The 15,388-nt window shown below is 67.5% G+C and carries 12 protein-coding genes; 7 read left to right on the top strand and 5 right to left on the bottom strand.

Going from position 1 to position 15,388, the window contains the following annotated elements:
- Positions 1-21: 21 nt before the first annotated feature.
- Positions 22-1,581: a M91 family zinc metallopeptidase gene (locus AC3A5T_RS05960; RefSeq protein WP_487627780.1), complete on the top strand. Its 1,560-nt coding sequence runs from the start codon at positions 22-24 to the stop codon at positions 1,579-1,581.
- A gap of 260 nt (positions 1,582-1,841) precedes the next feature.
- Positions 1,842-2,378, top strand: coding sequence for a hypothetical protein (locus AC3A5T_RS05955; RefSeq protein ID WP_487627779.1), 537 nt, complete (start codon positions 1,842-1,844; stop codon positions 2,376-2,378).
- Between the two features lie 245 nt (positions 2,379-2,623).
- Here AC3A5T_RS05955 and AC3A5T_RS05950 read toward each other — a convergent pair whose 3' ends face one another.
- Positions 2,624-4,675 (bottom strand): sodium-translocating pyrophosphatase, encoded by a 2,052-nt coding sequence (locus tag AC3A5T_RS05950; protein ID WP_487627778.1) that lies wholly within the window; start codon positions 4,673-4,675, stop codon positions 2,624-2,626.
- A gap of 163 nt (positions 4,676-4,838) precedes the next feature.
- Complete coding sequence (locus AC3A5T_RS05945; RefSeq protein ID WP_487627777.1) at positions 4,839-5,645, bottom strand: ABC transporter ATP-binding protein; 807 nt, start codon at positions 5,643-5,645, stop codon at positions 4,839-4,841.
- A 141-nt stretch (positions 5,646-5,786) separates the two neighbouring features.
- Here AC3A5T_RS05945 and AC3A5T_RS05940 point away from each other — a divergent pair, with 141 nt between their 5' ends.
- Genes AC3A5T_RS05940 through AC3A5T_RS05930 form a run of 3 tightly spaced genes read left to right on the top strand, consistent with a single transcriptional unit; the run spans position 5,787 to position 7,960 of the window.
- Complete coding sequence (locus AC3A5T_RS05940; protein WP_487627776.1) at positions 5,787-6,995, top strand: DesA family fatty acid desaturase; 1,209 nt, start codon at positions 5,787-5,789, stop codon at positions 6,993-6,995.
- 14 nt (positions 6,996-7,009) lie between these two features.
- Positions 7,010-7,372 carry an EF-hand domain-containing protein gene (locus AC3A5T_RS05935; RefSeq protein WP_487627868.1) on the top strand — a complete coding sequence of 121 codons (363 nt, stop codon included), beginning with the start codon at positions 7,010-7,012 and terminating at the stop codon, positions 7,370-7,372.
- A gap of 27 nt (positions 7,373-7,399) precedes the next feature.
- Positions 7,400-7,960 (top strand): hypothetical protein, encoded by a 561-nt coding sequence (locus AC3A5T_RS05930; RefSeq protein ID WP_487627775.1) that lies wholly within the window; start codon positions 7,400-7,402, stop codon positions 7,958-7,960.
- Positions 7,961-7,981: 21 nt separating this feature from the next.
- Here the strand turns inward: AC3A5T_RS05930 and AC3A5T_RS05925 are convergent, their stop codons facing one another.
- Positions 7,982-8,884 (bottom strand): NAD-dependent epimerase/dehydratase family protein, encoded by a 903-nt coding sequence (locus tag AC3A5T_RS05925; RefSeq protein WP_487627774.1) that lies wholly within the window; start codon positions 8,882-8,884, stop codon positions 7,982-7,984.
- Between the two features lie 126 nt (positions 8,885-9,010).
- On the opposite strand from AC3A5T_RS05925, the gene AC3A5T_RS05920 reads away from it, so the two are divergent.
- Positions 9,011-9,919: a LysR substrate-binding domain-containing protein gene (locus tag AC3A5T_RS05920; protein WP_487627773.1), complete on the top strand. Its 909-nt coding sequence runs from the start codon at positions 9,011-9,013 to the stop codon at positions 9,917-9,919.
- 77 nt (positions 9,920-9,996) lie between these two features.
- On the opposite strand, the gene AC3A5T_RS05915 is transcribed toward AC3A5T_RS05920, so the two are convergent.
- Positions 9,997-11,658 carry an MFS transporter gene (locus AC3A5T_RS05915; RefSeq protein WP_487627772.1) on the bottom strand — a complete coding sequence of 554 codons (1,662 nt, stop codon included), beginning with the start codon at positions 11,656-11,658 and terminating at the stop codon, positions 9,997-9,999.
- A gap of 173 nt (positions 11,659-11,831) precedes the next feature.
- Entirely contained in the window at positions 11,832-13,208 is a 1,377-nt protein-coding gene (locus tag AC3A5T_RS05910) for a DcaP family trimeric outer membrane transporter (protein WP_487627771.1), read from the bottom strand.
- A gap of 221 nt (positions 13,209-13,429) precedes the next feature.
- Here AC3A5T_RS05910 and acs point away from each other — a divergent pair, with 221 nt between their 5' ends.
- Positions 13,430-15,388, top strand: a complete 1,959-nt coding sequence (gene acs / locus AC3A5T_RS05905) for an acetate--CoA ligase (RefSeq protein ID WP_487627770.1) — start codon at positions 13,430-13,432, stop codon at positions 15,386-15,388.

The following is a 15,388-nucleotide window of genomic DNA, read 5'->3' as shown; positions in this document are numbered from 1 at the left end:
CGCAGACGCAGGCCCGTTCCGATGACCACGCTCGATTCGCTGTCCCCGACCGCCACCGCCGCGCAAGGCTACTGGCAGAACCCGCTGGCCCCGAACGACACGCATACGCATGACGGTCCGGCTGCCGGCGGCGTCGACGACCATGCCGACATCGGGGGTCTGGACGACGGTCCGGACATCGCCACGCGGGAAGCGCCCGAGCGCGCGCCCAATGGTGCGATCGGCATCGACGGGGGCAGCACCAACTCCACCGGACGCACCACCGGCAGCACGCCGGACGGCAAGCCGGTCGTCAGCGACAAGCTGCACAGCGACGCCCAGGTCGACGTGACCCGCGAGCGCACCCAGGCGCAGGGCTACATCAGCCGCGACCAGGTGGTGTTCACCACCGGCACCGGCGACGACAACGTCGGCGTGAGCCAGCGCGACGATGGCACGCTGGACGTGTCGGTCAATGGCGAGAGCTACGAAGTGCGTCTCGCCGAAGGCCAGGAGCTGACCCTGCGCACCGGCGCCGGCAACGACACCATCCAGGTCGCGCCGAACGTCCAGGTCAACGTCGTCGTCGATGCAGGCGACGGCAACAACGACATCAACGTCGAAGGCGACGGCGACAACCGCATCAGCAGCGGCGACGGCGACGACACCATCCGCGCCACCGGCAGCGGCCGCAACGACATCCACACCACCGGCGGCACCAACGAGATCTTCGGCGGCAGCGGCGTCAACGTGATCTACGGCGGCGACGGCAGCGACACCATCCACGCCGGCAGCGGCACCAACTACATCGAAGGCGGCCGCGGTGACGACGTGATCCATGGCGGCGGCACGTTCGACATTCTCTCCGCCGGTGGCGGCGACGATGTGGTCAATGTCGGCGACGGCCGCACGACGGTCTATGCCGGCGCCGGCAGCGACACGATCGAAGGCGCCAACGCGCAGACCACGGTCTATTCGGAAGCCAGCGACATCGTCAATGCGGCAACGGGCGCGCGCCCGACCGTCGTCAACGTCGAGATCGACAACACCGTCGGCGATCGCGGCGTGCGCGTGCAGGGCTCCGATGCCTTCGTGCAGCGCATGCAGTCCGAACTGGATTTCCTGCGCGCCTCGCCGAACGGCCAGCAGATGATGGCGGAGTTCGACAAGGCCGCCGAGGCCAAAGGCAACACCGTGACGATCCAGGAACTGTCGAACGAGGACAACGGTTACGCCCAGACCTTCAGTAACGACGCCGACATCGTCAACGGCCGCCCGGGCGCCGGTGGTGACGTGACCATCAGCTACAACCCGTCGTTCCACATGGATGCGTTCCCGGCGCCGTCGGTGGTGCTGTTCCACGAGATGTCGCATGCCTACAACGGCGTCAACGGCACCTTCCTGCAGGGCACGTATCGCGGCACGGGTCCTGACAACGGCCAGGTGCCCAATGCCGAACGACAGGCCGTGGGACTGGAGACCAGTGCCAGGCCGTACGACTTCGACGGTACCGGCGCGATCACCCACAACCCGATCCACCTGACCGAGAACGGCATCCGTCGCGAGCTGGGCATGCCCGACCGTCCGAGCTACGCGCTCTGACATCTGACAATGATGCGGGGGCGGTGCATGCGTGCACCGCCCCTTTTCTTTCATGGCGCCTGCATCGGGCGTCGTGAGACGCCGACGGGATCAACGCGCCGATGATCGAGACACCTCGCGCGCGCATCAGTGCGCCGCCCTCACGCTTGCGGGACCATGCTGCGGTCCGCAGCGCCGTTGCCGCCGCGTGTTTTGCCTGCGCCGTACTGCCGGCACCGGCGGTGTCCAGCGACTCCCCACGTCCAGTTCCGAGGTCCGCAATGCCCCCCAGCGATTCCGCGCGCGCCCACGTCGATGCCGAAGGCGTCGTGCTGGAGGCGGTGTTCGCGCGTGACGGCGAGGGTGTGCGTGTCGACTACCGGATCCGCAACACGGGCACGGTGCCGCTGGTCGTGTTCGACCGTGGCGATCGCCATGCGGTGCTGACGAAGCGCCAGCCATCCGGCGCTGTCGGCGTGCCGTCATTGCGCGAACACGCCGGCACGCGCGCAACGCTTTCGCACGTCGCACGCGCGTTGCCGACACCTGCGCCGACCGTGCCGCCCACGCCGCTCGCGCGCCGCGTCGAGCCGGGCGCGGGCGTCGATGCCACCTTCCGCTTCTCTAACTGGCTCGCCTCAACGCCCGCGCAGGTGCAGTGGTGCGTCGGTGTCGGCATCGCCGACGACGCGCGTCTGTTCGCGTCCGACGACAGTGGCGACGTGCAGGTCTGGCAGGCCGACTTCGGCTACGCCGAGGACCAGCAGGTGCTGTGCACGCCGTGGTTCGATATGGCGACAGGGACGTTCGAGAAATAGCCGCCGAGCGATGGCGCCGTGGGACGCATCAATCGGATGTATCGCCCGGATCACCGAAAGCCTGCGTCGGCAAACACGCTTCGCAGGATGGGTAGAGCGCAGCGACACCCATCGGTGCATCGATCGATGGACGCAAAGTTTGGGAACCACGCGCGATTGTGTGCTTCGGCGTCTGCGACAGCCCTCACCCCAACCCCTCTCCCAAAGGGAGAGGGGCTAGATGCATTGCGAAGTAGGGCGCTTCACTAAAGCAACGGCACCAGCAACAACGCGACGATGTTGATGATCTTGATCAACGGATTGATCGCCGGGCCCGCGGTGTCCTTGTAGGGATCGCCGACGGTATCGCCGGTCACCGCGGCCTTGTGGGCTTCGCTGCCCTTGCCGCCGTGGTGGCCATCCTCGATGTACTTCTTCGCGTTGTCCCAAGCGCCGCCGCCTGTGGTCATCGAGATCGCGACGAACAGGCCGGTGACGATCGTGCCGATCAGCAGGCCGCCGAGTGCGCGGATGCCGGCGCCCGGTCCCATCAGCGCGTTCATGCCGAGCGCGACGACCACCGGCACCAGCACCGGCAGCAGCGAGGGCACGATCATTTCCTTGATCGCCGATTTCGTCAGCATGTCGACCGCGCGCGAGTAGTCGGGCTTCGCGGTGCCGGCCATGATGCCGGGGATCTCGCGGAACTGCCGGCGCACCTCTTCGACTACCGCGCCTGCCGCGCGGCCCACCGCTTCCATCGCCATCGCGCCGAACAGATAGGGAATCAGCCCGCCGATGAAGAGACCGATGATCACCGCGGGGTCGGCGAGATCGAAGCGGAACTCGGTGCCCGGATACTTCGCTTCCAGGTTGTGGGTGAAGTCGGCGAACAGCACCAGCGCCGCGAGCGCGGCCGAGCCGATCGCATAGCCCTTGGTCACCGCCTTGGTGGTGTTGCCCACCGCATCCAGCGGGTCGGTGATGTCGCGGATCTCCGATGGCAGCTCGGCCATCTCGGCGATGCCGCCGGCGTTGTCGGTGATCGGCCCGTAGGCATCGAGGGCCACGATCATGCCGGCCATCGACAGCATCGCCGTCGCCGCGATCGCGATGCCGTACAGGCCCGCGAACGAGAAGCACGCCCAGATCGCGAAGCACACCGCGATCACCGGCATGGCGGTCGACTTCATCGACACGCCCAGACCCGCGATGATGTTGGTGCCGTGCCCCGTGGTCGACGCCTGTGCGATGTGCTTGACCGGTGCGTACTGCGTGCCGGTGTAGTACTCGGTGATCCAGACGATCGCGCCGGTCAGCACCAGGCCGATCAGCGCGCACAGATAGAGGTTGGTCGCGCCGTGCGTGTTGTCGGCCATCAGCTGCGTGGTGATCGGCCAGAACAGCGCCGCGGCGATGACGCCCGAGACGATCACGCCCTTGTACAGCGCGCCCATGATCGAGCCGCCCGCCTGCACCTTGACGAAGAACGTGCCGACGATCGATGCCAGGATCGATGCGCCGCCGAGCACCAGCGGATACAGCACGCCGTTCGCACCGACGGTCGGCGCCATCAGGAAGCCGAGCAGCATCGTCGCGATGACGGTGACCGCGTAGGTCTCGAACAGGTCGGCCGCCATGCCTGCGCAGTCGCCGACGTTGTCGCCCACGTTGTCGGCGATCACCGCCGGATTGCGCGGATCGTCCTCGGGAATGCCGGCCTCGACCTTGCCGACCAGATCGGCGCCGACGTCGGCGCCCTTGGTGAAGATGCCGCCGCCCAGACGCGCGAAGATCGAGATCAGCGAACTGCCGAACGCCAGGCCCACCAGCGCATGCAACGCGGCCTCACCGGCGATGCCGAAGTGCGGCAGCAGCATCCAGTAACCGGCCACGCCGAGCAGGCCCAGGCCCACGACCAGCATGCCGGTGATCGCGCCGCCGCGGAATGCGACGTCCATCGCCGGTCCGATGCCGCGGCGCGCGGCTTCGGCCGTGCGCACGTTCGCCTTCACCGACACGTTCATGCCGATGTAGCCGGCCGCGCCCGACAGCACCGCGCCGAGCAGGAAGCCGATGCCGGTCGCCCAGCCCAGGAACACGCCGATCAGCACGAACAGCACGACGCCGACGATGGAGATCGTCAGATACTGTCGATTGAGATACGCGCGGGCGCCTTCCTGGATCGCGCCTGCGATTTCCTGCATCCGTGCGTTGCCGGCAGGTTGCCGGTTGATCCAGCCGGCGGAGATCACGCCGTAGAGAATCGCGATGGCGGCACAGCCCAGTGCCAGCCACAAACCGTGTTGCTCGAGCATGGAAACCCCTCCCAGAGTCGGTATGCCAAGACGGACAGCGGTGATGCGGTGATGCGCGCCGACTATCGCACAGCGCGCGCGGGCCGGTGCACTGGGGTGAGACCCGATGCTCCGAGGCAGGCGATGCGCGCGATAGGGCGACCGGCGCCAGTCGCGGTGATGCCTAGCCGGCCATCGTCAGCGCGAGCGTGCCGTCGGCATCGGTGCGGATGCGCACGGGTGCGTCGTAGGCCTGCGACAGCAACGCGTCGGTCAGCACCTGCTCGCGCGGGCCGTCGGCGAGTACGCGGCCCGCGCGCAGCAGCACGACGTGGCCGATCTCCGGGACCAGTTCTTCGAGATGATGGGTGACCAGCACCAGCGTGGTGCCGGCGCGCGCGATCGCGCCGATCCGCGTCATCAACTGCGCGCGGGCCACGACGTCGAGTCCGCTCGAAGGCTCGTCGAGCAGCAGGGCGGCCGGCGCGTGGAACAGTGCACGTGCCAGCAGCACGCGACGCGCTTCACCTGCAGACAGCGTGGCGTAGCGACGCCGGGCGAGATGCGCCGCCTGCATCTGCTGCAGCGCCGCGAGTGCCCGTGCATGCAGCGCCGGATCGGCTGCACCGGCGTCGGCGATCGCACCGAGGCGCGCGCCGGCGACGACCGCGCCCGCGGTCAGCAACGGCAGCGTGCGCAGATCTTCGTGCAGGCGCTGGGTCACGATGCCGAGCTGTCCGCGCAGGCTGCGCACGTCCCACCGATGCGCGCCGAGCACGCGCACCGGCGCGCGACCGTCCGCATGGGCGAGCGGATGCACCTCGCGGGTCAACAGCTGCATCAGCGTGGACTTGCCGCTGCCGTTCGCGCCGAGGATCGCGGTGTGCCGGCCGGATGGAATCGCCAGGTCGAGCGCATCCAGGGCGACGTGGTCGCCGCGACGCACCGTGGCGCGATCCAGCTCCAGCAGGTACGCAGGGCTCCGATTCATGCGGATGCGCGCTGCACCGTCGCATGAATGCGACGCGCGTAGCGAGTCTGAATCGCGAGGTCATCCATACGTGGTCGGAGGGATGGAAAGGGGGCAGCGATGCCGCCATGATGCATGGGTTCACGCCTTTTTGACGCGCCCATGTCTTCTACGATTCTCGAGTTCCTGTCCGGCGGCCTGCTGCAATTCGGCTGGGGGGCGATGCTCGTCTACCTGCTGGTGGTGACGCAGCTGACGATCTTCGCGGTGACCCTGTATCTGCATCGCAGCCAGGCGCATCGCGGTGTCGACTTCCACCCCGTGATCGCGCACTTCTTCCGCTTCTGGACGTGGCTCACCACGTCGATGATCACGCGCGAGTGGGTGGCGATCCATCGCAAGCACCATGCGAAGTGCGAGACCGAAGACGACCCGCACAGCCCGCGCTTCAAGGGCATCAAGACCGTGTTCTGGCAGGGCGTGGAGCTCTACCGCGAAGCCCGCGCGCAGCGCGCCGACATCGAGCAGTACGGCAAGGGCGCACCCAGCGACTGGATCGAGCGCAGGCTCTACACGCCGCACGCCAATCTCGGTCCGACCTTCCTGCTGCTGCTGAGCGTCGTGCTGTTCGGCTTCAAGGGCGTCGCGGTGTGGGCGATCCAGATGGCGTGGATTCCGTTCTGGGCCGCGGGTGTCGTCAACGGCCTCGGTCACTGGTGGGGCTACCGCAATTTCGAGACCACCGACACCGCGACCAATCTGACGCCGTGGGGCGTGTGGATCGGTGGCGAGGAGCTGCACAACAACCACCACGCGTTCCCGAGTTCGGCGAAGTTCGCGTTGCGCAAGTGGGAGTTCGACATCGGCTGGGCAGTCATCCAGGGCCTGGCGTCGGTGCGTCTGGCGAAGGTGCTGCGCGTCGCGCCGTCGCTCGACATCCGTCCCAATATCCACGTGCCGGACACCGACACCATGCGCGCGCTGCTCGCGCACCGGTTCCAGGCGATGACCGATTACCAGCGCAACGTGCTCAAGCCCGCGCTGCGCGAAGAAGCGCAGGCCGCCGGTGCGCGTCTGCGCGCGCTGTTGCCGCGCAAGCTGCGCAAGGGACTGGTCGACGATGGTCGCTGGCTGCAGCCCGACGCGCGCCAGCAACTGCAGCAGTGGGTCGACCAGCGCCCGCGCATCCGCACGCTGGTCGAACATCGCGCGCGCCTGACCGCGCTGCTCGAAGCACGGTCGCAGAACGCCAGCGAAGCGCTGCACAACCTGCAGGTCTGGTGCCGCGAGGCCGAGGCCAGCGGCATCCGCGCGCTGCAGGAGTATTCGGCCCGGCTCAAGGGCTATTCGCTGCAGAGCGCGCACGCCTGAAACCGCACGCTGTGATCGCAAGACGACGGCCGGTCCTGCAGCGGGCCGGCCGCTTGCTGTGTGCGGTGTGCGCGCTCATCGCCGTCACCGCCGGCGCGCAGGTCACGCGCACGTCCGAGTATCTCAAGCACATGGACACCGATGGCGATGGCCGTGTCTCGCTCGCCGAGTACCAGGCATGGATGCGATACGGTTTCGACCAGATGGACCGCAATGGCGATGGCGTGCTGACGGCCGATGAGCTGCCGGGCGGCAAGGGCCGGCCAGTGACGCTGGCCGAACACATGGCCAAGCTCGCCGCGACGTTCAACCGGCAGGACACCAATCGCGACGGTTATCTCGACGCGCGCGAGCTGGCGGCACCGCCGCAGAAGTAGCGGCGCGTTCTCCCGCACGATCGCGCGATGGATGCGAGCGGCGTGCGCTCGATGGCGCCTGCGCACCATTCGCGTCCTGGCGGCCGGAACCGACGTTGCTATCCTCGGGCGGTGATCGATCCGGTCCGCTCCAGGGAGGAAGACATGACGCATCTCGCGCATCTGCGCCGCGCCATCGGCTGGTTGCTCGTCGCGCTGCTCGGCACGGTGCTTCTAGTGAATCTGATCGGATTCCTCAGTCCGTTCTGGGGCCACATGCGACATCCCGGCGACGCCTCGCAGTCGCGCGCCCTGCTGGACGCGGTGGCGCCGTGGACGGCCGTGCTGTCGTTGCTGTACCTGCTGCCCGCTTGGCATCTGTCGCGCACGCTCGCGTCCCCGTTTGCGCGGGGCGTCGTGCTGGCGATGGGCGCGCTCGTCGTGGTTGCGGATGTGTGGGTGCTTTCGCTCGCACCGCTGCGCGACGATTCCCTCGTCGCACAACTGGTCTCGAGCGTGGCGGCGGCCTATCCATTCGCCGCGTTGCTCGTGTTCATCGGGCTGGTGTGGCACGCGCTGCGCATCGAAATTGTGCCGAGCGAACGCTGATCGGACCGCGTTGCGCCGGTTTCAATCCAGCGGCATTTCCGTTTCGATCCAGCGCGTCACCGAGTCGTGGCGCGGTGCCCAGCCCAGCTCGCAGCGCGCGCGCGGGCCGCGGACGCGGCTGTTGGAGCCGAACGAATAGCGCGCATGGCCCTCGCCCCAGACCTGCGCAGCCTGCGCGACGGTCCAGGATTCGACCGGTCCCAGTCCGAGCCGCGTCGCGATCGCCGCGCCCAGTTCCGCGTAGGACGCTTCGCCGTTCTCGACGAAGTAGAACGCGCCGGCGGGTGCGTTCGCGAGCGCGAGGCGGTACAGCGCGACGACATCCTCGATGTGCACGTTCGACCAGCGGTTGACGCCGCTGCCGACGATACGCACCACGCCGCTGGCCTGCGCCTGCTGCACCAGCGGCGGAATCTGCACGCTGTCGCGCGCCAGGCCCGTGCCGCTGCCGTAGATCATCGTGTTGCACAGCACGACGCTGCGGACACCGTCGCCGGCGGCGGCACGGATCGCGGTGTCGACCGCATGACGCGCCTGCTTGCCGGCTTCGACGATCAGCTGCGTGTCCTCGTCGAAGACGTGCGGCGACAGCGCGTTGCCCGCGACGTCGTCGCCGATGACGCTGGACCCGCTGGTGTGCAGGAAGGCTTTGCCGGAGCCGCGCAGTCCGTCGAGCAGCGCGTCGACCGCGCCGCGGTGATCGCTGCTGGCGGCGTTGATGACCGCGTCCGCGCGCTGCGCTTCGGTGCTCAGGAGTTCGCGGTCGTCGAGCGTGCCGAGCACCGGCACGATGCCGAGCGCTTCGACCCGCGCCGCGGCGTCCGGTGATCTGACCAGGCCGCGGACCGTGTGGCCATCCTGCAGCAGGGCGGTGGCGAGCGAGCCGCCGATGAAGCCGGTCACGCCGGTGATGAAGAGGTCCATGAGAGATCTCGATGTGGGAAGGCGGCCAGTCTGCGCGTGTCGATTGCGGTCAGAAACCGGCGATTCGGGAGATATCTTTTGATTTCCGGTCAATAATCGAGGCCTGATCGGCTGCGGCACATCGCCATGAAGACCACGCTGGACGAACTGCAGGCATTCGTGACCGTCGTCGACAGCGGCTCGATCACCGCGGCCGCACGCCAGCTCGAACAGACGGTCTCGGGCATCAGCCGGGCACTGGGTCGACTGGAAGACAAGCTCGACACGACGCTGCTGCAGCGGACCACGCGGCGGATCGCGCTCAGCGAGGAAGGGCGCGCGTTCCTCGACGACGCACGCGACGTGCTCGCGCGCATGGACGCTGCCGAGGACCGCATGCGCGGATTGCGCGACGGACCGTCGGGTGTGCTGCGCGTCGATGCGGCGACGTCGTTCCTGTTGCACGTGCTGGTGCCCCGCGTCGCCGCGTTCCGTGCCGCCTATCCGAAGATCACGCTGGAACTCACCAGCAGCGATCGCACCATCGATCTGCTCGAGCATCGGACCGACATCGCGATCCGCGTCGGTGCGCTGAAGGATTCGAGTCTCGTCGCACGGCATCTGATGGACAGCCGGCTGCGGGTGCTCGCCGCGCCGGACTACCTCGATGCGCATGGCACGCCGGCATCGGTCGCGGCACTGGCCGATCACGCCGTGCTGGGCTTCACCGGCCTGCCGCATCTCAACGTCTGGCCGCTGCACGGCCCCGGTGGCGTGGCCTTGACGATCGTGCCGACGATCGCCGGATCCAGTGGCGAGACCGTGCGCGCGCTCGCGGTGTCGGGCGCGGGCATCGCCTGCCTGTCCGACTTCACCACCGAGGACGATCGCCGCGCAGGGCGGCTGGTGGAGGTGCTCGCGAGCGAGACACTCGACGTGCGCCAGCAGGTGCACGCCGTGTACTACCGCAACTCCGGCGTGTCGTCGCGGATCCGTGCGTTCGTCGAGCATCTGGCTGCGTCGCTGGCCGATGCGTCGCGACCGTCGGATCGCTGAAACGAAGAACGCCGGCCCTTGCGGGCCGGCGTCCGGGTAAAACGCGCGGGAGACGTGGTCCCGCGCGGGTGCCGCACTTACTTGGTGATGTCGACGTCCTTGGTTTCGCGCAGGAAGATCGTGCCGATCACCAGCGACATCAGTGCGATGCCGATCGGGTACCACAGGCCGTAGTAGATGTTGCCGGTGGCCGCGACCAGGGCGAACGAGATCGCCGGCAGGAAGCCGCCGAACCAGCCGTTACCGATGTGGTACGGCAGCGACATCGAGGTGTAGCGGATGCGGGTCGGGAACAGCTCGACCAGATACGCCGCGATCGGGCCGTAGACCATCGTCACGAAGATCACCAGGATCCACAGCAGGAAGATCGTCATCGGGATGTTGATGCGATCGGTGTCCGCCTTCTCCGGATAACCCGCGGCATTGAGCGCGCCGCGCAGTTCGGTGCCGAAGCTGCCCTGCTGGGTCTTGAGCGCATCGCCGGCCAGGCCTTCGGCCTCGTACGACGCGACACTGTTGCTGCCCACGCGCACCTCGGCCAGCGTGCCCGCCGGCGCGGCTTCCACGCTGTAGGGCACACCGGCATTCGCGAGCGCGGCGGTCGCCACGTCACAGGAGCTGGTGAACTTGCGCGTACCCGTCGGATTGAACTGGAAGCTGCAGGTGCTGGGATCAGCCACCACCAGGGCCGGAGACGTGGCCACGGCTTCTTCGATCGCCGGATTGGCGAAGTGGGTCAGGCCCTTGAAGATCGGGAAGTAGGAGATCGCGGCGATCAGACAGCCCGCCATGATGATCTTCTTGCGACCGATCTTGTCCGACAGCCAGCCGAAGAACAGGAAGAACGGCGTGCCGAGCAGCAGCGCTGCCGCGATCAGCAGGTAGGACACCGTCAGATCGACTTTGAGCATGCTCTGCAGATAGAACAGCGCGTAGAACTGGCCGGCGTACCAGACCACGGCCTGGCCGGCGGTGGCGCCGAACAGCACCAGCAGCATCAGCTTGAGGTTGCCGCCCTTGACCGAATCACGGAACGGCTGCTTGGAGCCCTTGCCCTCGGCCTTCATCTGCTGGAACAACGGCGACTCGGCCAGCTGCAGGCGAATCCACACCGACACGCCGAGCAGCACGATCGAACCCAGGAACGGCAGACGCCAGCCCCAGTCCTCGAACGCTTCGACGCCCAGAAGCCAGCGGCACAGCAGGATCACGGCCAGCGACAGGAACAGACCGAGCGTCGCCGTGGTCTGGATGAAGGCCGTGTACAGACCGCGCTTGCCCGGCGGGGCGTGTTCGGCGACGTAGGTGGCTGCGCCGCCGTACTCGCCGCCCATCGCCAGGCCCTGGGCCAGACGCAGCACGATCAGCATGATTGGCGCCGCGATACCGATCGTCGCGTAACTGGGCAATACGCCGACCAGGAACGTCGACACGCCCATGATGATGATCGTGACCAGGAACGTGTACTTGCGGCCGATGCGGTCGCCGAGGCTGCCGAAGAAGGCCGCGCCGAACGGACGCACGAAGAAGCCGGCCGCGAACGCCAGCAGGGTGAAGATCATGCCCGTGGTCGGATTGACGCCACTGAAGAACTGGCGCGACAGGATGATCGCGAGCGAGCCGTACAGATAGAAGTCGTACCACTCGAAGACGGTGCCGAGGCTGGACGCGAAGATGACCTTTTTATGGCCCTTCGTCAGCGCGGGCTTGGGTGCCGGGTTGGCGGTCGTGCTGGACATGGGAAGCTTCCCCTCCGAAGCGTTCGTGATGTGTGCGGGGCCGGCGGAATGCCGGCGACCCGGTCAGACGTGCTGCATGCGGTCGCGGAACAGACGGTGGTGCGGGTGGGGGCCGCTCGCACGCGGCGGTGAAACGCAACAGGGACGGCGCGTGGCCGTCCCTGTCGGGTGGATCAGAACGAGTAGCGGGCCATCGTGTGCAGGCGCATCAGCTCGCCGTCGGCGCCGGATTCGAGCGTGCGCTCGCCCCAGATCGCCTCGACGCCGAAGTCGAGCTTGGGCACCGGCGACCAGATCATGTTCGCGTGCACCGAATGCACCTTGCGGGTCACGCCCAGGCCGGTCCACGCGGTGTCGTTGTCCCACTGCGAGCGCGAATAGAACAGGTTGCCGCGGACCTTCGGGGTGAACACCTGGCGCAGGCCGAAGTAGCCCGCCCAGCCGCCCAGCGCATTGATGTTGCCGGCGCCGTCGGCGATCACGTCCTGCTGCACCGTGGCCAGACCGATGTAGCGCCCGATGCCCTCGCCGCCGCTGACCTGGTAGCGGATGTCGGTGCTGTCACCCAGCTTGACCAGGCCACTGACCTGCGCACCGAAGCCGGTGTCGGTGTTGTCGTTGCCGATGACCGGTTCGTACTTGAGCTGCCGCGCCATGCCCGCGAAGCTGACGTGGCCCCAGTCGCCCTTGTGGGTGTAGCGGGCGATGACGTCGGGAATCGCGCTGTTGTCGCCGGCGATCACGCGCGCGCCGCCGCCGAAGGGCTGCACGGTGGTTTCCGGGCTTTCGAGCGACACCACCCACGGGCCGCTGGTGTAACGCAGCTGCGGCTGGCGCACGAAAGCGACGCCGTCGGTCGGGCCGACGAAATCGACCGCGTCGAGTAGCGCGTTGGTGTCCATGAAGTTCGACCACGTCTGACCGACCAGCCAGTTGTTGTAGGTCAGGTAGGCGTGGCGCAGCGTCGCACCGTAGGTATTGGTGGCCGCCGAATTGCCGAGCGCGCCGCCGAAGAAATCGAGTTCGACGCGCGCGCCGAGCTTGTCGCCCGAATCGAGCACCGTGCTGGCGTCGAACCACAGGCGCGAGAACTTCAGATGCGCATCGGAATAGGTGTCGGGCGCATTGCCGCCGACCGGGATCGCGCCGGGCACGTAGAAATCGCGGCCCGCGGTGCCCTTGGCGATGTCGCCGTCGGTGGTCTTGGTGACCATCGCATCGGTGCGGATCATGCCGCCCACGGTGAACTTGGTGCCGGGATTGGCGGTCGGCGTGATCGTCGTCGTCTGGATCGGCGCGGCGGCGCCGGTGCCGGCGACGGCGACGGGGGCGGCGGGCTGCGCGGCCTGGGCCGTGCGGACCTCGGTCACCACGGTTTCGGTCTGCTGCTGTTGCGTCACCAGCTGCTGGACCATCGCTTCGAGCTGGGCGACGCGCGCTTCGAGCTCGCGTTCCTTGGCGCTCTGCGCGAAGGCGACGCCGGGCAGGGTGAGCGCGGCGAGTACGGCGGCTGCCAGAAGGCGCGGACGTACCTGTTTGATCTGTGTCATCGGGTCTCCCCTCCCAAGGGATGGCGTGAACAAGTGGTGCAAGGCGGAACGGGTGGAGCGCCCAATGCGGCACGATCCATTTCACGCAGACTGCACGTTGCAGCGGAGCACGCCCATTCCCCATTGGTCGATACTCCGCCGCGCCCCGGTTAGACCAAGGTCTAGCGTGGCGCTCCGGTGAATCCGGCACACTGGCCGGACGTGTTCCCGGAGGCTTCCCGATGTCCAACCCCGCAGAAATCCATCCGGCGCCGGCCGGTTTCGCCGGTCCCGACACCATCACCGCCGAGGCCTACGCGCGCGATTACGCGCGTTCGGTGCAGGACCCGGACGCGTTCTGGGGCGAGGCTGCCAAGCGCCTCGACTGGTTCAAGGCACCGACGAAGATCCGCAACGTCAGCTACGACCTGCAGGACTTCCGCATCCGCTGGTTCGAGGACGGCGAGCTCAACGTCAGCGTCAACTGCCTCGACCGGCACCTGGCGACGAAGGGCGACAAGACCGCGCTGATCTGGGAAGGCGACAGCCCCGACACCGCAGCGCTGCACGTCAGCTACCGCGATCTCCATGCGCGCGTGTGCAAGCTCGCCAATGCGCTGCGCAACCTCGGCGTCGGCAAGGGCGACCGCGTCACCCTCTATCTGCCGATGATCGTCGAAGCGGCCGTCGCGATGCTCGCGTGCGCACGCATCGGCGCGGTGCATTGCGTGGTCTTCGGCGGCTTCTCGCCGAATTCGATCGCCGATCGCGTCGCCGATTGCGGCAGCAAGCTCATCATCACTGCCGACGAAGGCCTGCGCGGCGGCAAGTCGGTGCCGCTGAAGGCGAACGTCGATGCGGCGTTGAAACTGCCGGGCACCAATACCGTCGAGACGGTGCTAGTCGTGCGCCACACCGGTGGCGCGGTCGACATGCAGATGCCGCGCGACCGCTGGTACGACGCCGTCGTCGACGACCAGCCCGACACCTGCGAACCGGAGCGCATGAACGCGGAAGACCCGCTCTTCATCCTCTACACCTCCGGTTCCACCGGCAAGCCGAAGGGCGTGCTGCACACGACCGGCGGCTACCTGCTGTTCGCCAGCTACACGCACGAGGCGATCTTCGACCTGCGCGACGAGGACGTGTACTGGTGCACGGCTGACGTCGGCTGGGTTACCGGCCACAGCTACATCGTCTACGGCCCGCTGGCGAACGCCGCGACCTCGCTCATCTTCGAAGGCGTGCCGAACTATCCCGACGTCTCGCGCTTCTGGAACGTCATCGACAAGCACCAGGTCACGATCTTCTACACCGCGCCCACCGCGATCCGCGCGCTGATGCGCGAAGGCGAAGCGCCGGTCAAGAAGACCTCGCGCAAGTCGCTGCGCCTGCTCGGCAGCGTCGGCGAGCCGATCAATCCGGAAGCCTGGCGCTGGTATTACGAAGTGGTCGGCGACAGCCGCTGCCCGATCGTCGATACCTGGTGGCAGACCGAAACCGGCGGCATTCTGATCTCGCCGCTGCCCGGCGCGATCGACACCAAGCCCGGTTCGGCGACCAAACCGTTCTTCGGCGTGCAGCCGGCGCTGGTCGATGCCAACGGCGTCGTCCTCGAAGGCGCAGCCGAGGGCAATCTCGTCATCACCGATTCCTGGCCCGGCCAGATGCGCAGCGTCTACGGTGACCACCAGCGCTTCATCGACACCTACTTCAAGGCGTATCCGGGCAGCTACTTCACCGGCGACGGCTGCCGCCGCGACGAGGACGGCTATTACTGGATCACCGGCCGCGTCGACGATGTTATCAACGTGTCCGGTCACCGCATCGGCACCGCGGAACTGGAAAGCGCGCTGGTCGCGCATCCGAAGGTCGCCGAGGCCGCGGTCGTCGGTTTTCCTCACGACATCAAGGGCCAGGGCATCTACGCCTACGTGACCCTCAAGGCCGGCGAGGAGTACAGCGAAGACCTGCGCAAGGAACTGGTCAAGCACGTGCGCAGCGAAATCGGCCCGACCGCATCGCCGGATCACATCCAGTGGGCGCCGGGTCTGCCGAAGACACGCTCGGGCAAGATCATGCGTCGCATCCTGCGCAAGATCGCCGAGAACGCACCCGACCAGCTCGGCGACACCAGTACGCTGGCCGATCCGTCGGTCGTCGACGCCCTGGTCAAGGAGCGGTACATCCCGCAGGCATGA

The sequence above is a fragment of the Luteimonas sp. Soil_C_16 genome, from assembly GCF_057657295.1.
The sequence above is the reverse complement of the archived record's forward strand: the minus strand, read 5'-3'. Positions and strand labels throughout refer to the sequence as shown.